The sequence below is a fragment of the Sinomonas cyclohexanicum genome, assembly GCF_020886775.1.
Classification (GTDB): domain Bacteria; phylum Actinomycetota; class Actinomycetes; order Actinomycetales; family Micrococcaceae; genus Sinomonas; species Sinomonas cyclohexanicum.
The window spans coordinates 3432681-3454043 of sequence record NZ_AP024525.1 but is presented as its reverse complement, the minus strand read 5'-3'; the positions used below and the strand labels follow the sequence as shown (position 1 = coordinate 3454043).

18 protein-coding genes and 2 pseudogenes are annotated in these 21363 nt (G+C 70.9%); 11 read left to right on the top strand and 9 right to left on the bottom strand.

The genetic code is table 11. From position 1 onward, the window contains the following. Positions 1-10: 10 nt before the first annotated feature. Positions 11-1519, bottom strand: a complete 1509-nt coding sequence (locus tag SCMU_RS21035; protein WP_371829606.1) for an HD domain-containing phosphohydrolase — start codon at positions 1517-1519, stop codon at positions 11-13. A gap of 112 nt (positions 1520-1631) precedes the next feature. Here SCMU_RS21035 and SCMU_RS16330 point away from each other — a divergent pair, with 112 nt between their 5' ends. After that, entirely contained in the window at positions 1632-2432 is an 801-nt protein-coding gene (locus SCMU_RS16330) for an alpha/beta fold hydrolase (RefSeq protein WP_229230158.1), read from the top strand. Positions 2433-2540: 108 nt separating this feature from the next. Here SCMU_RS16330 and SCMU_RS16325 read toward each other — a convergent pair whose 3' ends face one another. Next, complete coding sequence (locus SCMU_RS16325; RefSeq protein ID WP_229230157.1) at positions 2541-3185, bottom strand: NADPH-dependent F420 reductase; 645 nt, start codon at positions 3183-3185, stop codon at positions 2541-2543. Positions 3186-3272: 87 nt separating this feature from the next. Here SCMU_RS16325 and SCMU_RS16320 point away from each other — a divergent pair, with 87 nt between their 5' ends. Further along, positions 3273-4106: a uracil-DNA glycosylase gene (locus SCMU_RS16320; protein WP_229230156.1), complete on the top strand. Its 834-nt coding sequence runs from the start codon at positions 3273-3275 to the stop codon at positions 4104-4106. A 128-nt stretch (positions 4107-4234) separates the two neighbouring features. Here SCMU_RS16320 and SCMU_RS16315 read toward each other — a convergent pair whose 3' ends face one another. Both SCMU_RS16315 and SCMU_RS16310 read right to left on the bottom strand, forming a co-directional pair. Continuing rightward, positions 4235-4933 carry a potassium channel family protein gene (locus SCMU_RS16315; protein WP_229230155.1) on the bottom strand — a complete coding sequence of 233 codons (699 nt, stop codon included), beginning with the start codon at positions 4931-4933 and terminating at the stop codon, positions 4235-4237. Further along, positions 4926-6344: pseudogene (locus SCMU_RS16310) on the bottom strand (TrkH family potassium uptake protein). The gene SCMU_RS16315 and the pseudogene SCMU_RS16310 overlap by 8 nt, the downstream one beginning before the upstream one ends. 222 nt (positions 6345-6566) lie before the next feature. Here SCMU_RS16310 and SCMU_RS16305 point away from each other — a divergent pair. After that, positions 6567-7715, top strand: a complete 1149-nt coding sequence (locus SCMU_RS16305) for an acetoin utilization protein AcuC (RefSeq protein WP_371829678.1) — start codon at positions 6567-6569, stop codon at positions 7713-7715. Between the two features lie 18 nt (positions 7716-7733). Beyond that, on the top strand, positions 7734-8303 hold the full coding sequence (locus SCMU_RS16300) for an ArsR/SmtB family transcription factor (protein ID WP_229230152.1): 570 nt from the start codon (positions 7734-7736) through the stop codon (positions 8301-8303). Between the two features lie 16 nt (positions 8304-8319). Here the strand turns inward: SCMU_RS16300 and SCMU_RS16295 are convergent, their stop codons facing one another. Then, entirely contained in the window at positions 8320-9309 is a 990-nt protein-coding gene (locus SCMU_RS16295; RefSeq protein WP_443020163.1) for a squalene cyclase, read from the bottom strand. A 249-nt stretch (positions 9310-9558) separates the two neighbouring features. Here SCMU_RS16295 and SCMU_RS16290 point away from each other — a divergent pair, with 249 nt between their 5' ends. Next, positions 9559-9777 (top strand): hypothetical protein, encoded by a 219-nt coding sequence (locus SCMU_RS16290; protein WP_229230150.1) that lies wholly within the window; start codon positions 9559-9561, stop codon positions 9775-9777. A 47-nt stretch (positions 9778-9824) separates the two neighbouring features. On the opposite strand, the gene SCMU_RS16285 is transcribed toward SCMU_RS16290, so the two are convergent. Then, positions 9825-10601, bottom strand: coding sequence for an IclR family transcriptional regulator (locus tag SCMU_RS16285; RefSeq protein WP_229230149.1), 777 nt, complete (start codon positions 10599-10601; stop codon positions 9825-9827). Between the two features lie 173 nt (positions 10602-10774). Between SCMU_RS16285 and SCMU_RS16280 the strand changes: the two genes are divergently transcribed. From SCMU_RS16280 to SCMU_RS16270, 3 genes are all read left to right on the top strand, one after another. Next, entirely contained in the window at positions 10775-11503 is a 729-nt protein-coding gene (locus SCMU_RS16280) for a CoA transferase subunit A (protein WP_229230148.1), read from the top strand. A 170-nt stretch (positions 11504-11673) separates the two neighbouring features. Then, a complete protein-coding gene (locus tag SCMU_RS16275; protein ID WP_229230147.1) occupies positions 11674-12378 on the top strand; it encodes a 3-oxoacid CoA-transferase subunit B in 705 nt (234 codons plus the stop codon). After that, complete coding sequence (locus tag SCMU_RS16270; protein ID WP_229230146.1) at positions 12375-13562, top strand: acetyl-CoA acetyltransferase; 1188 nt, start codon at positions 12375-12377, stop codon at positions 13560-13562. Before SCMU_RS16275 ends, SCMU_RS16270 begins: the two co-directional genes overlap by 4 nt. A 72-nt stretch (positions 13563-13634) precedes the next feature. On the opposite strand, the gene SCMU_RS16265 is transcribed toward SCMU_RS16270, so the two are convergent. The 3 genes and pseudogenes from SCMU_RS16265 to SCMU_RS21195 all read right to left on the bottom strand — a co-directional run. Further along, complete coding sequence (locus SCMU_RS16265; protein ID WP_229230145.1) at positions 13635-14690, bottom strand: zinc-dependent alcohol dehydrogenase family protein; 1056 nt, start codon at positions 14688-14690, stop codon at positions 13635-13637. A gap of 63 nt (positions 14691-14753) precedes the next feature. Next, entirely contained in the window at positions 14754-15023 is a 270-nt protein-coding gene (locus SCMU_RS21200) for a helix-turn-helix domain-containing protein (RefSeq protein ID WP_443020339.1), read from the bottom strand. Continuing rightward, positions 14918-16594: pseudogene (locus SCMU_RS21195) on the bottom strand (sigma-54-dependent Fis family transcriptional regulator); the annotation flags it as partial. The gene SCMU_RS21200 and the pseudogene SCMU_RS21195, both read right to left, overlap by 106 nt. Positions 16595-16824: 230 nt before the next feature. Between SCMU_RS21195 and SCMU_RS16255 the strand changes: the two are divergent. Genes SCMU_RS16255 through SCMU_RS16245 form a run of 3 tightly spaced genes read left to right on the top strand, consistent with a single transcriptional unit; the run spans position 16825 to position 21356 of the window. Beyond that, complete coding sequence (locus SCMU_RS16255; protein ID WP_229230143.1) at positions 16825-18738, top strand: hydantoinase/oxoprolinase family protein; 1914 nt, start codon at positions 16825-16827, stop codon at positions 18736-18738. A 43-nt stretch (positions 18739-18781) separates the two neighbouring features. Continuing rightward, on the top strand, positions 18782-19198 hold the full coding sequence (locus SCMU_RS16250) for an acetone carboxylase subunit gamma (RefSeq protein ID WP_443020162.1): 417 nt from the start codon (positions 18782-18784) through the stop codon (positions 19196-19198). A gap of 31 nt (positions 19199-19229) precedes the next feature. Beyond that, positions 19230-21356: a hydantoinase/oxoprolinase family protein gene (locus tag SCMU_RS16245; RefSeq protein ID WP_229230141.1), complete on the top strand. Its 2127-nt coding sequence runs from the start codon at positions 19230-19232 to the stop codon at positions 21354-21356. Positions 21357-21363: the final 7 nt, after the last annotated feature.

Sequence of the window (21363 nt, the reverse complement as noted above, 5' to 3'; positions counted from 1 at the left end):
GGCGCGCGGCTCAGAGGAGGTCGTGCTCGACGGCGAAGAGCGTTGCCGCCGCGCGGGACGAGACGCCGATCTTGGTGTAGATGTGCCGCACGTGGTGGTCGGCGGTGTTCGGCGAGATGGCCAGGGCGGCACCGACGTCCTTCTTCGTGGCCCCGCGGCAGATGAGCCGCAGGACCTCGACCTCGCGCTCCGTGAGCCCGCCCGGCCAGGCGGGGCGGGTGCGCCGGTCGCGGAGGCCGGCGGCGGCGAGGACCGCCTCGACGGCGTCGCTGTCGAGCTTCTGTGGCGCCTGGCGGGCAAGCGCGTCGGCCGCCCGCGCGGGCGGCGGAGGAGGCTGCACGGGTGCGGTGACGAGGAACTCGCGGAAGGCGTCCGCCGCGGCGAGGACGCGCGCCTCCCACGGCAGCTCGGGCCCGGTGGCCCCGCGGTAGTAGCCGGAGCCGTCGAGCCGCTCGTGGTGCATCCCGGCCAGTCGTGCGAGTGCTGCCAGCGCGGGCACACGGGCCAGGATGCGCTCGCTGTAGTACGGGTGGAGGCGGAGGCGCTCGTCATGGGCCGGCGAATCCTGGATCCCGCCCGGAACGGCCACTCGCCCGAGGTCTTGGACGAGCCCCGTGCGGCGGAGTGTCTCTGCGTGGTCCGGCGCGGCAGCTGAGGCGAGCGCGGCGACGTCCCGGCAGAAGCCGGCACGCGCGGGCCACTTGAGGTCGGCGAAGTCACCGAACACCGCGAGGACCCCGTCGACCCGTTCGGCGGGGATCTCCGCGAACGGGCGCGGCTCGCGGCGCAGCGCCTCGTCCCACGGCATCTCGGCACGGGCCGCGCCGAGCAGCCGGTCGAGGGACCGCAGGGCCACGGCCGCGAGGGCGGGGTCGATCGAGTGCCCGGCGCGGTCCCGCAGGGCGGCTCGGACGGCCTCCGGGCCTCGAAGCCTGCCGATGACCTCGATGTTCCGGGCCAGGAAGACGATCCGGGCCGGCAGCGGGATGCTCTCGCCCTCGAGTCCGTCCGGGAAGCCGTGCCCGTCCCATGTCTCGAAGGACGCGGCGAGGGACCGCCGCGTCGCCTCGGGGAGCCCGAGCCGGACCGCGAGCATCTCCGCCGCTTCGCAGTGGGCGCGCATGCCCGCGCGCAGCCGCGCCCGTCCGGTGGCGAGGAACACCGTCGTCGTCCGGAGCCGCTGCGCCGTCGAGTGCCCCGCTGCCAAGACGGGCACAACGGCCTTCAGGAGTTCCCCGGGTGGGCCCCCCATCACCGGGGCGATGGCCGCGCGCAGCGCGACTTCGTCGCCGCCAGCGAGCGCAGCCGATTCGTGGGCGTCCGCCGTGCAGCCGAGGAAACGCAGCAGCGCGGTGTAGTAGACCTCTCCCAGGCTGTCCTGCTCGACCCCCGCGAGGTCTGCGAGCTCGAGCGCCGTGAGGCACGTCCGCAGGCCGTGCTCGAGTGGCTGGCCCATGCCGAGGTCCGTCGCGAGCGACATCGCGGCGATGAACTCGGCCAGGCGCAGCGAACCGGCCATGCGTAGATCATCGGCCCCTGGGGTGCCCGCGTACAGGGGGCGGGCGGCGGCGTTGGCCCCGATAGCGCGATCGCGCGACGCGCGAGCGTCCCGCGCGCCGGATCCTTGCTTCATGAACACCACCGGATACCGCGCCATCCTCCTTCCCGGCAGCGTCCTGCCCGCCACGCCCGCGTATGGCGCGCTCATCGCGGCCCTGCACGCCCGGCTCGGGGACGCCGTCCAGGCGGTCGCGAAGGATCTCGAAGTGTACGCGGGCCCCACACCGCCGGAGGACTACTCGCTCGACACGGAGGTTGCCGGCGTCGTGCGCACCGCACGCGAGCTCGGCTGGGACACCTTCCACCTCGTGGGCTACTCGGGCGGGGGCGCCGCGGCGCTCGCCTTCGCCGCGCGCCACCCCGAGATGCTCGAGTCGCTCGCGCTGCTCGAGCCCGCGTGGGCCGGGGACTGGGGCTGGAGCCCCGCGCACCGGGCCCTCTGGGAGCAGTACCGAGAGCTCGAGGGGCTGCCGCCCGGGGAGTTCATGGCGCGGTTCGTCCGTCTCGGCGTCCGCCCGGGCGTCACCGCCGGCCTGCCCGTGCAGGGGAGCGAACAGCCTCCCTGGATGGCGCTCCGGCCGGCCGGCATCCGAGCCTTCCTGCACACGTTCGCCACCTACGCGCTTGACCGCGACGTCCTCGCCCGCTTCGGCAGGCCCGTCTACTTCGCCCTCGGTGCCCTCTCCAACCCGGACGACTACGGCGAGATCGCCGAACGCCTCTCCGGAGTGTTTCCCCGGTTCCGGCTCGAGGTGTTCCCGGGGCGCCACCACTTCGACCCGCCGCACCGGGTGGAACCGGACCGCGTCGCCGCCTCGCTCGCGTCGCTGTGGGCCTCAGCGCAGGACGGCGCGCTGCCCACCGGCGCCTGAAGGGAACCTCACCATGAGGCGCCACGCCATCCTGCTCTCCGGCGGCCGTCGCGCACGACGGCGAGCGCTCGCCGTCGTGCGCTGTCGCCTCCGGGGTGCGCCGCGCACTCAGATGGTGCGGGGTGCCTTGGCGAGGTTCGCCGTGAGCTCGGCCGCTGTCTGGCGGCCTGCGGAGTACGCGGGGCGGTCGCGCTCGACGCGCCAGCTGTCCGCAAGCGGCCCGACGTTGACCGTATCGAAGCCGAACTCGTCGTACAGCCGCGTCACGAGCTCGGCGGCCTCGGGGAAGTCGCTCGCGGTCGCGAGGGCGCGGCGGTCCGGTGTGCCGGCGGGCGTGCCGTCCGTGGTGATGTCCGTGTAGCGGATGTGGTTGAAGCCCTTGGCCACCTTGGACGCCGGCAGGTGCTCCTGGAGGAGCCCCGAGGTTGTTGCCTGCCCCTCGTCGAGGGCAGCGACGTGCCCGTCGCGCTCCCAGTAGTAGTTGTTCGTGTCGATCACGATCTTTCCGGCGAGCGGTTCGACCGGGACCTGCCCGAGGTTCTTCAGGGGGACCGTGACGACCGCGAAATCGCCGGCTGCTGCGGCCTCCGCCGCGGTCGCCGCCCGCGCCCGCGGCCCGAGTTCGGCGATGAGGCCCTCGAGTGTCTCCGGCCCGCGCGAGTTGCTGATCACGACGTCGTACCCCAGCCCGACGGCCTTGCGTGCGATCTGGCTGCCGATGTGTCCCGCTCCAATGATTCCGATCGTTGTCATGTCAGGCGCAACCCGCCGGGCGGCGCGGCGTATTCCCGACGGCGGCGATGCGCGGTCCCACCGGGCACATCGGCCTACCGTGGTGGCATGCCCGCCGAACCGCACCCGATCACCGGCCAGCTGTTTGATTCCCCGGTGCCGCCCGGGACGGGCTGGCCGGGGGACCCCGCGACGCCCATGACGCCGGTGGCCCGCACCGCGGCGGACGTCGCACGGTTTGCCGCCCGTGCCTCGACGCTGCACGACGTCGACGCCATGAGCTCCGTGTGCCGCGCGTGCCCGCGGCTCGTGGCATGGCGCGAGGCGGTGGCCGCAGGCGGGCGCCGGGCGTCCTTCGCCGACCAGCCGTACTGGGGCCGGCCCGGGCCGTCGTTCGGCGACCCGGCGGCGACCAGGCTCATCGTGGGGCTAGCGCCCGCGGCCAACGGGACCAACCGCACGGGCCGCATGTTCACCGGTGACCGTTCCGGCGACTGGCTCTATGCGGCGCTGTACCGCACCGGCTACGCGAACCAGCCCACATCGGTCGCCGCCGGGGACGGCATGGTGCTCACCGGGATCCGCATGGTCGCCTCCGTGCGCTGCGCGCCTCCGGAGAACCGGCCTGCGCCGGCCGAGCTCGCCACGTGTGGGCAGTGGCTTGACCGCGACCTCGCCCTCACGGCCGCCTCATCCACGGGGCTCGACGGGATCCTCGCGCTCGGCGGCGTGGGATGGAACGCGGCCCTCGCCGCCGCCCGCAGGCTCGGCTGGACGGTGCCACGGCCCAAGCCCGCGTTCGGCCACGGCGCCGAGGTGCAGCTCGGGCTCCCGGACGGCGGCGCCGTCCGTCTGCTCGGCTGCTACCACGTGAGCCCCCACAACACGTCCACGCGGCGCCTCACCGAGCAGATGCTCGACGCCGCGCTGCGCAGGCTCTGAGCGGCAGCCGGCGCCGCGCCGTCGTGCGTCCCCTTGGCTTCCGGCCTCCGCGAAATGTTGAGCTTCGCAGGGTGCGCCGGCCGCTGACCCTGCTCAAACCAACATTTCGCGGGGGCGGGGGGAGGGGGCTATGGCCTCGCGGCGAACCGCTCCAGCAGGTCCACGTGGCCCGAGACGATGAGCATGTCCCGGCTCGAGACCTTCGTGTGCGGCTGGGCGTACGTGAAGTCCTCGCCGGGGCTCTTCACCCCCACGATCGTCACGCCGTACTTCGAGCGCACCCCGGACTCGGCCAGGGTGAAGCCCTGAGTCTCCTTGGGCGGGTACATCTTGACGATCGCGAAGTCGTCGTCGAACTCGATGAAGTCCAGCATCCGCCCGGAGACGAGGTGGGCGGCGCGCACCCCGGCGTCCGCCTCCGGGTAGATCACGTGGTTCGCGCCGATGCGGGAGAGGATCTTCCCGTGCGAGGGGGTGATCGCCTTGACCCACATCTGCTCGATCCCGAGGTCCACGAGGTTCGCCGTGATGAGCACTGACGACTCGATCGACGTGCCCACTCCCACGACGGCGGACTGGAACTCCTGCGCGCCGAGCTGACGCAGCGCGTCGATGTTCGTCGCGTCGGCCTGGACCACGTGCGTGAGCGTCCCGGACCACTTCTGGACGAGGTTGATGTCCCGCTCGATCGCGAGGACCTCGCGGCCCTGCTTGACGAGCTGCTCGGCGGTGGCCGCGCCGAAGCGGCCGAGGCCGATGACGAGGACGGGCGCGCTGGGGTTGGGGCGCCGGTTGGCGGCCGTCGCGCTGGGCGTGGGATTAGCCAATGATCGGCCTCTCTTCCGGGTAGTGGTACAGCTGGACACGCTGGCGGACGGACAGCCGGACGCGAGGGTGATGGTGCGGCGGACGGCGACATGAGCACCGTGAGGACGTACATGCCGGCGGGCGGCGACTCGGCACTGAGGCCCGTGCTCAGGCCGACGGTCGCGAACGCCGAGAGGACTTCGAACAGGACCCGGTCGAGGGCCTGCCCGGTGATGGCAGACATGAGGAACGAGCCGACGAGCACGAGGGTCGCCCCGCCACGATCACCGAGATCGCCACGCGCAGGGCGCTCTGCGGAATGGTGCGCCCGTAGACCTTGACGTCCGCGTCGCCCCGCCCTTCGCGACGCGAGAGCACGCGAGGTCGCGCGAGGAAGAGCACCGCGAGGGTGGTGACCTTGATGCCGCCGGCCGTCGAGGCGGACCCGCCTCCCACGAACATGAGCGCGTCCGTGAGGATCCGGGTGGTGCCCTCCATGGCGTTCTGGTCCACGAGGTTGAACCCGCACGAGCGGGTCATGATCGATGCGAACACCGCATGGATGATCTTGTCCCCGACGTTCATGCTGCCGATCGTCCGGGGGTTGTCCCACTCCATCCAGGCCCACAGGATGCTGCCCACGCCGACGAGGATCGCCGAGACGAGGACGGTGAGCTTCACGTGCAGGCTCCATCGCTTCCACCGGAGCCCTCCCTGCCGGAGGCCGAGGATCACGGGGAAGCCGAGCGAGCCGATGAAGGCCCCGACGGAGAGGGGACCCAGGATCCAGAGGTCCTCCTCATAGGGGACGATGCCGTCCGAGTGCGGCGTGAATCCGGCGTTGTTGAACGACGAGATCGAATAGAAGATGCCGTGCCACAGCGACTGCCACCAGCCCTCGCCCAGCGTGAGGAAGCGCGCCGTGAGCACGACCGCGAGCGTGCCCTCGATCACGGCCGACGTCATGATGACCACGCGCAGGAGCTCGCCGACCTCGCCGAGGCGACTCGTGTTGAGCCCCTCCTGGGCGATGAGCTTGCTGCGCAGGCCGAGGCGCCGGCTCACCATGAGCGTGAGCAGGGACGCGATCGTGAGCGTGCCGAGGCCTCCCACGAAGATCCCGAGCAGGATCACGAACTGGCCGAAGAACGTCCAGTGCGTCGCGGTCGAGACGACCGTGAGGCCCGTCACGCACACCGCGGACGCGGCCGTGAACAGTGCCTCGTGCAGCGGGGTCACCTTGCCATCCGCCGAGGAGATGGGCAGCGAGAGCAGGAGCGTGAACAGGATGATCACGGTTGTGAACGTCAGCACCGCGAGCCGGGCCGGCGACGAGACGGCGAGCCGGTCGACGAAGTCCCGGAGGCCGGTCAGCGGGCCGAGGCCCTCGCGCTCGGGCGCGGGCTGCCACGTCGGCTTGGTCTGAGCCATGGAAAGCGTGTCCTGTGTGTCCGGGCCACCCCTGAGGTGCCGGGCAGCTTCGTGTCACAGTAAACCACCAACAGGGCCCCGAGGGCCGCAGCGAGGTGGCGGTCCGGTAGCCTAGGCCACATGTCCGAGGGTGCACCGCAGCAGGCCGAAGGCTCTGCCAGTGCCTCCACCAGCGCCGTCCGGCGCATCGAGTACCCCACGTTCGTGGCGTGGAGCGAGTCGATGCTCGAGTACAACTTCGGCGACCACCACCCCATGAGCCCCGCCCGGCTCGACCTCACCGCCCGGCTGTGCGAGCAGCTCGGCCTCTTCGCCCTCCCGCTCGTGCACCTCGGCGATCCCCCGGTGGCCACCGACGACGAACTCGCCACCGTGCACACGCGCGAGTACATCGCGGCGGTCCGCCGGGTCAGCGAGAACCCCGAGGATCCTGATCCGGGCCGCGGCCTCGGCACCGAGGACGATCCCGCCTTCGCGGGCATGCACGAGGCCAGCGCGCGGCTCGTGGGCGGCTCGCTCGCGGCCGCGGACGCGGTCCTGGCCGGCACCGCCGCGCATGCCGTGAACTTCGGCGGCGGCATGCACCACGCCGCCGCAGACCATGGCAGCGGCTTCTGCATCTACAACGACGCCGCGGCGGCCATCCAGAGGCTCCTGGACGGCGGGGTGTCCCGCGTCGTCTACATCGACACCGACGCGCACCACGGGGACGGCACCGAGCGCATCTTCTGGGACGAGCCCCGGGTCATGACCATCTCCCTCCACGAGAGCGGCCTCACGCTGTTCCCGGGCACCGGCTTCCCCACCGAGGTGGGCGGGCCAGGGGCCGAGGGGACGGCCGTCAACGTGGCCCTCCCCGCGGGCACCCGCGACGCCGGTTGGCTGCGTGCCTTCCACGCCGTCGTGCCCCAGCTCGTCGAGGCCTTCCGGCCCGAGGTGGTCGTGAGCCAGCATGGCTGCGATGCGCACCACCTCGACCCCCTGACCAACCTCAAGGTCACCGTGGACGCCCAGCGCGAGGTGGCCCTGTCCATCTCCTCGCTCGCGCGCAGGTTCTGCGAGGGCCGCTGGATCGCCACTGGCGGCGGGGGGTACGAGGTCGTGCAGGTGGTGCCGCGCGCGTGGGCGCATCTTGTGGGGGTCGCCGCCGGCCATCCGGTCAGCCTGCACACGCCGACCCCGCAGCCGTGGCGGGACTACGTGCGCGACGAGTACGGCAAGACCGCGCCCGCCCTCATGGGCGAGGACGCGGACCTCTGGTGGCGCTCGTGGGAGATCGGCTTCAACCCCAACGATCCCGTGGACCGCGCCGTCATGGCCACCCGCAAGGAGGTCTTCCCGCTCCACGGGCTCGACCCGTGGTTCGACTGAGGTGGGTAGTCTGGAGGCATGGTGACTGACATCTTCGCCGTCATCGCGGACCGCACCCGGAGGGACATCCTCGAGGCGCTGCGCTCCGGCGACAAGGCGGTCGGCGAACTCGTCGAGGCCCTCTCCGCGAGCCAGCCCACGGTGTCCAAGCACCTCAAGGTCTTGCGCGACGCCGGTCTCGTCACGACGCGCGCCCAGGGACAGAAGCGCTTCTACGCTCTGCGCCTCGAGCCGCTCGGCGAGGTGGGTGGCTGGCTCGCCGGTCTCGGTCCCGAGGGGACGCGCACGACGGCGCCGTCCCCCGCTCCCGCCGTGGCCGCACCGCTGGCCGCCGCGGCGCCGGAGCCGGCGCCTGATTCGGCGGCCGCGCCCGGGCGTGGGTCCTCGTCCGAGGCGACCACCGACCCGGGTGAGGAGCGCGCGCTGGTTCCGGCCGGCGTCGTGCCTGCCCCGGACGCGAAGGCGGAGCCGGGCGATGCGAGCCGTCCCGCCCAGATCCAGCGGACCGTCGAGCGCACGGCCGCGCGCGCAGCGGCGCGGGCCACCGAGATCATGGCGAACCTGCCCAAGTTCGGCCGGCGCAAGTAGCCCGGCCCGGGAGCGCTCAGCCGGGTTCAGAGTCCCACCAGTCCAGCACCCGCTGGGCGTGGAATGTGAGCCATGCCGAGGGCTCGCCGGGCGGGACGTCCACGTCGAACCACACCCGGCCCGGAAACCGGTGCTCCTGCAGCCAGATGCCGTCCTCGCGTCGCTTGCCGCGCACCATCCCGACCGCCTCGGCGAGGCGCGGGTCCGGCCGGGCGCCGTCGTGGATCGCAGCCTCGCGGAAGTAGTCCAGAGCGCGCAGCGCGGTGTACTGCCAGCGGAATGGGTAGGCGAGGACCCCGAACCACGGTTGGACCAGCTCGCCGGTGGTCTTCCGCCGGAGCGCCCCGCGCGTGAGGAGGTACTCCTCGCCGGCCTTCCGCGCGGCCCGCAGCGCGTCGCTGCTGTCCGTGGCGCCGCTGGCCTTCTCGAAGTACAGGATGCCGCGCAGCGAGTTCAGGGTCGAGTTGAAGGACGAGCGGACCGACCCGTTGACCCATTCGCAGTTCCAGCCGCCCTCGCCCATCTGGTGGTCGACGAACCACTGGGCGAGGCCGGACACGTCCGCGCCGAGCCAGACGCCATTCGCGAGGGTGGCCGCGTTGATGCACGCGTCGACCTCGCCGCCCCAGTAGGGCAGGCCGTCATACTCCCATCGGCTGTTGGCGGCCAGTTTCTCGGCGGTGCCCTCGAGGACGTCGGCGTCCAGCCCCCACTCGCGCAGGGTCGTGAGGGTCCACGTCGTCGCGGTCCAGGGCTGCCCGGCGCCGTCGGCCGCCTCGGGGCCGTGGAAGTCGAAGTCGGCGGGGAAGAACGCTCCGCCGGCCCACTGCCCGTCCGGGTCCTGGAGGGCCAGCAGCCGCGCGCCGAAGCCCTCGGTGGCGACCCGGGCGCGCGTAGTCTCCCAGACGTCCGACGGCGCGTGGACCAGCTCCCGCTCGACCTGCCACTTCAGCGCGGGGTCGGACGCGAGGAGCCAGGTGGTCAGGTTGTCCGGCACGCTGCCCACGCTACCCGCCGGGGACGCTGCCGGGAACAATGCATCGGCGGCCTGTGGGCGGTAGGGCCCTTGGCCCCTACCCGATGCGCATGTCATCGGTGGACTCTGGGGAAACACGCCTCTGACGACGACGAGAGGCCGCACCCCACCGGCACGTGGAGCCCATCCGGGCCCGCGTCTTCTTCCGTATCCGCCAGCCCACAGTCGGCGACGACGATGTCCCGGCCATGGGCCGCTCCCAGATGAGGTCACCCGCTCATGCACTTCTCCCCGACATCGCCGGCGCACGGACCGGCCTCCGCACCTCGTCGGCTGGCCCCCCATCCTGCGGACCACACGCGCCCCGCCCCCCAGGCTGCGCAGCCGCACGTCGACGAGCAGGCCCGCGTGGACAGCCTGGTCCGTGCGGGGCTCAGCGAGGAAGAGGCCCGAGGGCACCTCGCGCGGCTTGCAGCCGGGGACGTCTGGGGCGGCTGAGGCCCAGACCGGGCCCTCAGGGCCAGGCCCTCAGGCCGCGCCGGCCGTCAGGGCCGTGGCGCGGCGATCGCGGTCGAGAGTCGGTGCGCCTCGGCCATGAGCAGCTCGCCGAGCTCCTCGCGGCGCCCTGGCCGGAAGCGCGGCTCGATCCCCGTCAGGGACAGCGCCCACGCCGGCCGGCCCGCCGGATCGAACACCGCCGCGCCCAGCCCGTGGGATCCCTCGACGATGAGGCCTGGATTCACGGAGTAGCCGAGCTCCCGCGTCTCGGCGAGCTTTGCCCTGAGGGGAGCGGCCGCGTGGGCCGGGCCGTACGCGGAGGTGCGGTCGCCGTCGTCGGCAATGATCGGTTCCGCCTCGTCTGGGGGCAGGAAGGCCAGGATCGCGATCCCGGCGGAGGCGACGCCGAGCGGGAACCGCTTGCCCTCGTACAGGACGAACGAGCGGACGGGGAAGCTGCCCTCCTCGCGCGCGAGGCACACCGTCTCGTCGCCGCGGCGGATTGAGAGGAACGCGGACTCGCCCGTGGCTTCGGCGAGGCGGCGCAGCGCCGGGCGGGCGAGGTGCTCGACCGCGAAGCGGCCGGCCGCGACCGTGCCCATGACGTACAGCTCGGGGCCGAGATGCCAGCGCCCGGTCTCGCCGTCGAAGTCGAGGAGGCCGCCCGCGGCGAGCGCCTTCACCAGTCGGTGGACTGTGGGGCGCGTGAGGCCCGAGGCGCGCACGATGCCTGCGAGGGAGAGGCCGGAGCCGCCGGCCTTCGCGATGATGCGCAGCAGGAGCGCCACGCGCCCCACCACCTGGGTGCCCTGAACGTCCCCCATGGTGCCTCCTTGGAGAATCTCGCCACAATGTGGACAGTCTAGGCGCAAAATCCCACGAAGTGAACGCCTGCCCTTGTCGGCTCTGCTCTGTCCTGCCTAGGCTCGCTGATCAGCAGGTCCACAACGTGGATGCCCGGACTATGTAGTCAGGTTCTTCGGCTCGAGGAGGAGCAATGCCCAGAATGTACACCGACGCCGCCGAGGCGCTCGCGGGGACGCTCAAGGACGGCATGACGCTGGCCGTCGGCGGGTTCGGGCTCAGCGGGATCCCGGCGGACCTCATCGACGCCGTCCGTGACTCCGGCGTCACACGCCTGACCGTCGTCTCGAACAACATGGGCGTGGACGGCAAGGGCCTCGGCGTGCTGATCGAGGCCGGGCAGGTCGCCAAGGTCATCGCGAGCTACGTGGGGGAGAACAGGCTCTTCGCCGAGCAGTACCTCGCCGGGAAGCTCGAGGTCGAGTTCACCCCGCAGGGCACCCTCGCCGAGCGGCTCCGCGCGGGGGGCGCCGGGATCCCGGCGTTCTACACGAAGACCGGCGTGGGCACGCTCGTGGCCGAGGGTAAGCCGCACGAGACGTTCGACGGCGAGCTGTACGTCCAAGAACGGGGGATCGTGGCGGATGTCGCGCTCGTCCACGCCCACACTGCGGACACTGCCGGAAACCTCGTCTACCGGTACACGGCGCGGAACTTCAACCCGATCGTCGCCACGGCCGGCCGGGTCACGGTCGTCGAGGCCGAGTGCATCGTGCCGGCCGGAGAGCTCGACCCCAACCACATCGTCACCCCCGGCGTGTTCGTCCAGCGGCTCGTGCCCGCAACGGACCGCGTGAAGCATATCGAGCAGGTCACAACGCGGCCCCGCCCCGCCGCCGTCGAGCCCGTCGCCGCTAGATGACCCCCGCTAGGTGACCCCCGCTAGGTGACCCCCGGGAGGTGACCCCCGGAAGGTGACCTCCAGCATAGGGGCGCCGCCTGCGGGGCGCACCGTGGTGCGCGAAGGTTCTTCGAACCTTCGCGTCAGAAGGTGACCCCCAGAAGCTGACTCTTAGAAGGAGATTCCTCCCCATGTCTTGGACCCGTGATGAGATGGCGGCCATCGCCGCCGCCGAGCTTGCCGACGGCGACTACGTGAACCTCGGGATCGGCATCCCGACCCTGGTGGCCAACAACCTCCCCGACGGCGTGACCGTGCACCTGCAGAGCGAGAACGGGCTGCTCGGCATGGGCCCGTTCCCCTACGACGGCGACGAGGACGCCGACCTCATCAACGCCGGCAAGCAGACCGTCACGGTGCTGCCCGGCGGCAGCATCTTCGACTCCGCGACGAGCTTCGGCATGATCCGCGGCGGCCACGTCAAGGTCGCGATCCTCGGCGCGATGCAGGTCTCCGGCTCCGGCGACCTCGCGAACTGGCAGATCCCGGGCAAGATGGTCAAGGGCATGGGCGGCGCCATGGACCTCGTCGCGGGGACGCCCCGCGTCGTCGTGCTCACGGAGCATGTCGCGAAGGACGGCACGCCCAAGATCGTCGCCGAGTGCACCCTCCCGTTGACCGGCGTGGGTGTCGTGGACCGGATCATCACGGACCTCGCGGTGTTCGACGTCGTCCCGGGCGGTGGCCCGGAGGGTGCGGCGCACGACGGCGCACGGCGGCTCACGCTCGTGAGGCTCGCCCCCGGCGTCGGGCTCGACGAGGTGCGGGGGAAGACCGCGGCGGCGTTCGATGTTGCAGTAGAGGGCGAGTTCGAGCTCGAGGGAGTGCGGTCATGAGCGTCAAGGACCAGTTCGGAACCGATGTCCTGCTGACCGGGTGGGGTCACACGAAGTTCGGCAAGCTCGAGGGGGAGACGCTCGAGTCCCTCGTCGTCGCCGCGGCGCGCGAGGCCATTTCGAAATCCGGCCTCGAGCCGGGCCAGATCGACGAGATCTACCTCGGGAACTACAACGCCGGCATGGTGCCGCTCGCGTTCACGTCCTCGCTCGCGCTCCAGGTCTCGGACGACCTTGCCAACGTGCCCGCGACCCGGGTCGAGAACGCGTGCGCGTCGGGGTCGGGCGCGTTCCAGCAGGGCGTCAAGGCGCTCCTGGCCGGGACGGCGCGCAACGTCCTCGTGGTCGGCGCGGAGAAGATGACGGCCGCCGGCGCGGACACGGTGGGCGCGGCGCTCCTCGCGGCGGGATACGAGTCCGCCGGGCACCCCTCGAGCACGGGCTTCACCGGCCTGTTCGCCGAGGTCGCGCGGGCCTACGAGGACCGCTACGGCCCCGTCTCCGATGTGCTCGGCTCGATCGCCGCGAAGAACCACCACAACGGCATGGCCAACCCGTACGCGCAGATGCACCGCGACTTCGGGGTCGAGTTCTGCCGGACCGTCTCCGAGAAGAACCCCATGGTTGACGCGCCGCTGCGGCGCACCGACTGCTCGCCCGTGTCCGACGGCGCCGCCGCCCTCGTGCTCTCGGCGGACCGTGCGCAGTCGGCCGCCACCGCCCCGGTGCGGCTCGCCGGGTTCGGGCACGCGAACGACTTCCTGCCCGCCGCCAAGCGCGACCCACTCGAGTTCGCCGGCTCCCGGGCGGCCTGGATGCGGGCGCTGGCGATGGCCGGAGTCGGGCTCGAGGACCTGGACCTCGCCGAGGTCCACGACTGCTTCACGATCGCGGAGCTCATCATGTACGAGGTCATGGGTCTGGCCGAGCGCGGCAAGGGCGCCGTGGCCCTCGAGGACGGCTCCGTCTACCGCGGCGGGCGGCTGCCCGTGAACCTCTCTGGCGGCCTCAAGGCCAAGGGCCACCCCATCGGGGCGACAGGGGTCTCGCAGCACGTCATCGCGGCCATGCAGCTGACCGGGACCGCGGGGGAGATGCAGCTCGCCGACGCCCGCCGGGCCGCCGTGCACAATATGGGCGGCCTCGCGATCGCCAACTACGTGAGCGTGCTCGAGGCGGTCTGACGCCGCACGGGTTGAGCGGAGCGGGGGTCGACTCCGCTCCGCTCAACCAGCGTGTGCCGCGCTCAATCAGAGCTACTCCGCGGTGATGATGACCTTGAGGGCCTTCTCCGTCGCGGCGTTCGCGAACGTGTCGTAGGCTTCCGCGATCTGGCCGAAGGTGAACCGGTGGGTCACGAACTTCGCCGGGTCGATCTCGCCTGCCTGAATCTTGGCGAGGAGGTCCGGCGCCGTCGTCGCGTTCACGAGCCCCGTGGTGATCGTGATGTTGTTGATCCAGTCCCGGTCGATCGGGAACTCGACGGGCTTGCCGTGGACGCCGACGTTGGCGACCCGCCCGCCGGGCCGGATCGAGTCGAGCGCCGTGGCGAAGGTCGCCGGGACGCCCACGGCCTCGATCGCGACGTCGACGCCGAGCCCGTCGCGGCTGAGCTTCTTCAGCTCCGCCGCGACGTCCACGCCCTCAGCGACCCGGACCGTGTCCGTCGCGCCGAACTTCTTCGCCTCCTCGAGCCGGTACTCGTTGCCGTCCACGGCGATGACCTTCGACGCGCCTGCCGGGCCCGCCGTCATGATCGATGCGAGGCCCACGGGGCCGGAACCGATGACGGCAACCACGTCGCCCTCCTTGACCGCGCCGTAGAGCACACCGATTTCGTAGCCGGTCGGGAGGATGTCGCTGAGCATCGCGCCCTGCTCGGCCGTGACGCCCTCGGGGAGAGGGATGAGGCCGTTGTCCGCGAAGGGCACGCGCACGTACTCGGCCTGGGTGCCGTCGATGAGGTGGCCGAAGATCCAGCCGATGCCACCGAGAGTCTGGCAGTGCGAGGTCAGTCCGGACCGGCAGAAGTCGCACTGCATGCACTTGCTGATGCACGAGACGATGACGCGGTCGCCGACCTTGACCTTGGTGCAGTCCGGGCCGACTTCGGTCACGACGCCGACGCCCTCGTGGCCGAGGATCCTCCCGTCGGTGACGGCGGGGACATCGCCCTTGAGGATGTGCAGGTCGGTGCCGCAGATCGTGGTCGTCTCGATCTTGACGATCGCGTCGGTGGGGTCCTTGATGACGGGGTCCGGGACGTCCTCCCAGGACTTCTGCCCGGGGCCGTGGTAGACGAGTGCCTTCATGTGGTGGTTCCTCCTTGATCGTGACGCTTCTTCTGGGGTGGCAGGACGGGGAGGTACAACGCGCTACACGGTCATGATCGCGAACCTTTCGATCTTCCGGTAGAGCGAGGACCGTGACATCCCGAGGTACTCAGCGGCCTTGACCCGGTTCCCCCGAGGGCCTGGAGCGCGGCGACAATCGCGTCGCGCTCTGTCTGCTCGAGGTGGGTCAGCTGGCGCCTGGGGTGGCTGTAGCAGTAGGCGGGGAGGTCCTCCCGGGTCATGGTGCCAGCGGGCCGGCGGCTCAGCGCGTGCGCGAGCGCCTCGCTCAGCTGGGTCAGGTTGCGGGGCCACGTGTACCGCCGGATCACCGCCATGGCCTCCGGCCCGATCCGGACGTCGCGGCCGGGGGCGAGGGTGGCGACGAGCCGATTCGCCATGTCCGGGATGTCTTCGGAGCGGAAGCGGATCGGCGGCAGCGTCACCGCAGCATCGAAGAGGTGGAGGATCTGGGAGAAGGGCAGGCCGCTCTCGAGCGCGGCGCCCGAGAGCGTTGCCGCGATCTGCACTCCGCGCCCGGAGGCAGTGAGCCGCGAGAGGAAGGCCTCGAGCCGCTCGACGCCGTCGCCGCTGAGTTCGTCGATGTTCCGGAAAACGCACAGTGTCGTGTCTGCAGCGAGCAGCGCGTCGAGGTCCATGTCCTCGTAGGCGTCGCTGTCGAACGACGGCGCGTCGAAGGACAGGCTCCGACCGGCGGGGATGAGCAGGTGGAACTGGTCGATGACCGCAGAGAACTTTCCCACGCCCGTCTCGCCCTTCACGAGCAGCGGCCGGCGCTCCGCCATGGTCGCGCGTATCTCCTCGATGGCCCGCACCCATGCGAGGTTCCGGCCCTCGCACCGGGCCGCTGGCCCGGCCGTGAGTTCCGCAACATGCGCTCTCGTGGATTCCACCGCTGCCGACGGAGCAGGCAGAACCCGGTCCGCGAGGGCAACCCGCGGCAGCGCCGTGGCCTCGGGCCTCACCTCGGCGACGACGACGACGCCTGCCACGTCCATCCCGACCATGATCCTGGTCCCGTGCAGGCGCACCACCGTTCCCGACTCGAGGACGATGCTGTCGCTCGCACGGTCGCGTCCCGTGAAGAGGAACCGTGCGTGGTCCGCGATCGCCTCCCGCTCCTGGGGGGTGAAGGTCAGTTGCGCCACCGCGTTGGCAATCTCCACTGATTCCCCGAACGCGAGGACGGGGTGGCGTGTTCGGGCGTCCGCGCGGACATACGTCTCGAAGAGTGCCTGCTGGCTCTGGCTGCGATCGATGAGCAGGTTGCGGGAGATGTCGTGTGCCGCGGCCCGCACGAGCGAGTGCAGCACCGGACTCCAGTGCTGGCTGAGGAGGCTGAGGTCGAGGACGCCCTCGATTCGCCCGGACACCGGGTCCAGCACGGGCGCGCCGGTGCACGCGAACGCCTGGAGGCGCTCGTGGAAGTGCTCGGTCCCGACGATGCTCACCGGCTGCGCGGACTCGAGGGCCGAGCCGACGCCGTTCGTTCCCAGCGAGTGCTCGGCGTAGTCGAACCCCGGGGCGAAGTTGATGCCGTCGAAGACGGCCGCGGCCTGCGTCGATGTGTCCGTGCGCGAGAGGATGCGTGCGCGGTTGTCGGTGAGCGCGATGACGAGCGACAGGTCGGAGGTCTCGTCGTGCAGGCGGTCAAGGACGGGCTGCGCGCACCGCACAAGCCTCGAGCCGGTATCGATGTCTGCGTGGAAGCCCACCTCAAGGTCATTGGGGCCGACGCCAGCGGAGACGCTCCGGCGCCACGAAGCGGCCACGAGGTCGGAGACGGCGCTCGTATCTGCCCGTGCGTTCCGGAGCAGCTGCTCGCGTGCCACCGCGATCTGGACCTGACGATCCAACCGGTCCATCCGATACCTCCTCGTGACATTGGATTTTCCCATCGGACATCGGTGGTGGCCAGAGTCGTTCGATGAATGTCCCAAGGTGGGACACCGATGCTCCGGCGCCGGCCGGATTCCCTGCCCAGACGCCGATCGGGGGCTGTCCCACGCTGGGACACGGCAGTGATCTGGATCACTCCAATCATGGTTTCAGGCGAGCTGAGCGGCCGCCGCCTCACCGACGATGCGAGGAAGCAATGGAGCACCTGATCAACATCGACAACGGCGGGACCCTGACGGACATCTGTGTCTGGGACGGGTCCGCCTTCTCCTTCACCAAGACACTCACGACCCCGTACGACCTGTCGGAATGCCTGTTCGACGGCATCACGAAGGCCTCGGCCACCCTCTACGGAGAGGCGGACACCGAGCGGCTCCTCCACCACACCGCCCACATCCGGTACTCGACGACGCAGGGGACCAACGCGCTCGTCGAGCGGCGCGGACCAGCGATCGGCCTCATCGTCGAGGACGACTCGATCGTGGACGATCTGCGCCATTCGCCCGAGACACAGCTCCTCTTCGACGACCTCGTCGGGGACCGCGTCGAGGCGGTCGACGCCGCCCGGCCCCCCGAGGCACTCGAGAAGGACCTCGTCCAGAAGGCCAACGCCCTGACCACCCGCGGGGCGGCGCGCATTGTGGTCATTGGAGACACACCCGAGTCGGAGGGCGCGCTGCGCGCGATCCTCCTGCGCAAGTTCCCCCGCCACCTCCTCGGGTCCGTCCCGTTCCTGTACAGCTGGGAGTTCGTGCCCGACCGGCTCCGTGCCCGCCGGGGATGGTCCTCGGTGATCAACACGTTCCTCCACCCCGTCATGGAAGGGTTCCTCTTCCAGGCCCAGAGCCGGCTGCGGGAGCACAAGGTCAGCAGCCCGCTCCTCGTCTACCGCAATGACGGCGCGTCGTCGCGCGTGTCGAAGTCGGTCGCGCTCAAGACGTACTCGTCGGGTCCCCGCGGCGGACTCGAGGGAACCCGTGCGCTCGCCGCCAGCTACGGGCTCGGGCGCGTGCTCATGATGGACGTCGGCGGGACCACGACGGACGTCGGAGTTGTCGAGGACGGGGTCATCCGCACGACGCGGCACGGCGCGGTCGGGGGGGCGCCCATCTCGTTCCCCATGTGCGACGTGCAGTCCTCCGGCGTCGGCGGGAGCTCGATCATCGCGGTCCGCGACGGCGAGATCACGGTGGGCCCGCGCTCGGTGGGAGCCGCGCCCGGCCCGGCGTGCTTCGGGCTCGGCGGCAAAGAGGCGACGATCACCGACGTCAACCTCCTCCTCGGCGTCCTCGACCCGTCGAGCTACCTCGACGGGAAGATGCAGCTCGACGCGGCCCGCGCCGAGGCCGTGATCCGCTCCACCGTCGCCGAGCCCCTCGGTGTGCCGCTCGAGGAGGCGCTCGTGCTCATGGAGCGGGCCTACTACGCGACGATGGCCCGCGCCGTCGGCCATCTCGTGGACGGACGCACGACCCTGGCCGCGTTCGGCGGGGCTGGGCCGATGAGCGCGTGCGGCGCCGCGGAGCTCGCGGGCGTCCGCACGGTGCTGATCCCGCGCATGGCCGCGGTGTTCTCGGCGTTCGGGATCAGCTTCTCCGACATCGGCAAGACCTATGAGGCGGGAGCCTCAGGGGCTGATGCGTCTGCCCTCGCCGCCCTGCACGACCAGATGTCGGCGCGCGCCGAGCGTGACATGTTCCAGGAGGGCTACCCGCTTGAGGCCTGCGAGCTGCGCTGGAGCGTCATCGGGGAGGACGCCGGAGGCCAGATCGTGGACGAGGCGCGCTACACCCGGGGGGACGCCCCTCGCTCCGCCGGCGTGCGGCTCTCCCTCCGGCTCGAAGTAGCCGCGGCCCTGCCGCACGCGCCGCTCGAGGACGGCGCCGCCGTCATGCGTCAGGACGCGGTCAGCGCCGGCCGGCGCAGCGTGCGGATGTCCGGATCCGAGATCGCGGACCTGCCCGTGTACGTCCTCGACGACCAGCCGCACGGGGCACACGCGGCGGGCCCGGCGATCGTCGAGGGCCCGTTCTTCACCGCGCGCGTCTCGCCCGGCTGGGAGCTGGACGTGACCTCCAACGGCGACCTCATCCTCACCGACCCCCGCTGACCACCACCACTTGAGAAAGGACGCCGCGACCATGCGAGTGCCCATGACGGAATACCTGCTCATCGACCTGGACACGGAGCGGTGGACGTGCCGCGTGTGCGGCCACGACCTCGGCGACGCGAACGGAAACTACAAGCCCGGCTGCCTCGTGTACGACCGGGACCCGCGGGAGATCCACCAGCCCGTCATCGACCCGGAACGGTACGAGTACACGTTCAGCCCCGACCCGTCCTACTGCCGGATCCTCGAGTTCTACTGCCCCGGGTGCGCGACCCAGCTCGAGACGGAGTACGTCCCGCCGGGCCACCCGCCGACAGTCGACATGGTCTGGGACCTCGGCGCTCTGCGCCAGCAGTGGGCCGAACGCGGGACCGACCCCGAGGAGGTCTTCACCTACGGCCCGGGCGAGGACGCCCAGAAGTACACCGCCCAGCTCAAGGCCGCGGGCCAGATCCGCTAGCGCCTCGTCACACGTCAAAGGAGACACCATCATGAAGCGCATCTCCGTCGATATCGGCGGCACGTTCACCGACTGCTTCTTCGTCTGGAACGACACCTACATCGAGGCGAAGGCCCTCACGACCCACCACAACCTGGCCCTCGGCTTCAACGAGGCTCTGGATCTGGCCTGCTCCCGCGCCGGCCTCGAGCGCACGACCGTCCTGTCCGAGGTCGACTCGGTCCGGTACGCGACGACGCTCGGGACCAACGCCCTCATTGAGCGCAAGGGCCCCAAGATGGCGGCCATCGTCACGCACGGCTTCGAGGACACCATTCCCCTCTCCCGCGGCCGCGGATACGGCGAGGGCCTCGGGTACGAGATGCAGCAGAACCTGCCGGCCGCCGAGCGCCCGGAGCCCCTCGTGCCCAAGGCACTCATCCGCTCGGTCAAGGAGCGCATCAGCTCGGCCGGCCAGGTTGTCGCGGCGCTGCAGGACGACGACGTCCGGCAGGTGGTGCGCGAGCTCGTCGGCGCCGGAGCGGAGGCGATCGTCGTCTCGCTGACCAACGCCACCGAGAACCCCGAGCATGAGCTGCGCATCCAGGAGATCATCCTCGACGAGTTCCCCGCGCACGAGCTCGGAGCGATCCCCGTGCTCCTCGGGCACCAGGTGTCGGGCCGCAAGGGGGAGTACGTCCGGGCGACGTCCACGATTGTCGACGCGTTCCTGCACGCGACGATGTTCCACGCCCTGTCCCAGCTCTCGAACAACTTGCGCGACTCGGGGTACACGAAGCCCATGCTCGTCAACCACAACTCCGGCGGCATGGCGCAGATGAACTCGACGGACGCGCTCCAGACCATCCACTCCGGACCGATCGCGGGCGTCGGGGCGGCCCAGCACCTCTCCGAGGCGACGGACCTGGGCAACGTCATCTCCACGGACATGGGCGGGACGTCCTTCGACATCGGCCTCGTGCCGGCCGGTGGCGTCAAGCACTACGACTTCCAGCCGACGATCGACCGTTGGCTCGTGTCCGTGCCCATGGTCCACCTCGACACACTCGGTGCGGGCGGCGGGTCCATCGCGAGCTACGACCGGATCCACCACAGCATCAAGATCGGCCCTGAGTCCGCCGGATCCAACCCGGGGCCCGCGTGCTACGACCGCGGCGGCCTGCGCCCGACCGTCACCGATGCCGACCTCCTCCTCGGGTACCTCGACCCGGACAACTACGCGAACGGATACATCAAGCTCAATCCCAAGCGCTCCTACTTCGCGATCGAGGAGACGCTCTGCGACGAGCTCGACAAGAACGTCCTCGAGATTGCCAAGATCATCAAAGGCAGCGTCGACGAGCAGATGGCGATCGGCATCGGCAAGGAGCTCCGGGTCCGCGGCTACCTCCCGGAGGACTTCACGATGCTCGCGTACGGCGGCAACGGGCCCCTGCACGCGTGCGGCATCGCGAAGCACGCCGGGATCAAGAAGGTCCTGGCCCCGCCATTCAGCTCGGTGTTCTCCGCGTGCGGGGCGGGCAACGTCCAGCAGCTCCACTTCCACGAGCGTGGCGCCCATATCGTCATGTACAACGCCACGACCCGCGCACTGTATGACAGCTACGACGAGTTCAACGCGGTCGTCGAGGAGCTCGAGGCACAGGGTCGGGAGGACCTCGTCCGCCAGGGCTTCGCCCCCGAAGACGTCCGTTACCGCCTGGAGCTGGACATGCGCTACGGCAACCAGCTGCTCACCCAGGCGGTGCCGCTCGAGATCACCCGGCTGACCGGGGTCGGTGACGTCCTGCAGATGATCAAGACCTTCGGCGACGTGTACAGCCACCGCTTCGGTGCCTCGTGTGCGGCCCCGGAGGCGGGGATCCGCGTCGGCACCGTCCGCGTGGCCTCCTACGTCGAGGGGGACAAGGTGGCGTTCGAGTCGCTCGAACATGGGGGAGAGCGGCATCCCGCCACGCCCGTGGGCAGCCGAAGGGTCCACTTCGTCGATGAGCCGCACGCGATCGAGACCCCGGTGTACGACCGGACGGCCCTCACCGCGGACTCGGTGATCTCCGGCCCGGCGATCGTCACCACGGACACCACCACGTTCCTCGTCGAGCCGGGATGGCGGCTCGAGCCCACCGCGCAGGGCGCCGTCTGGTTCCTGCAGGACTGACCCCGAG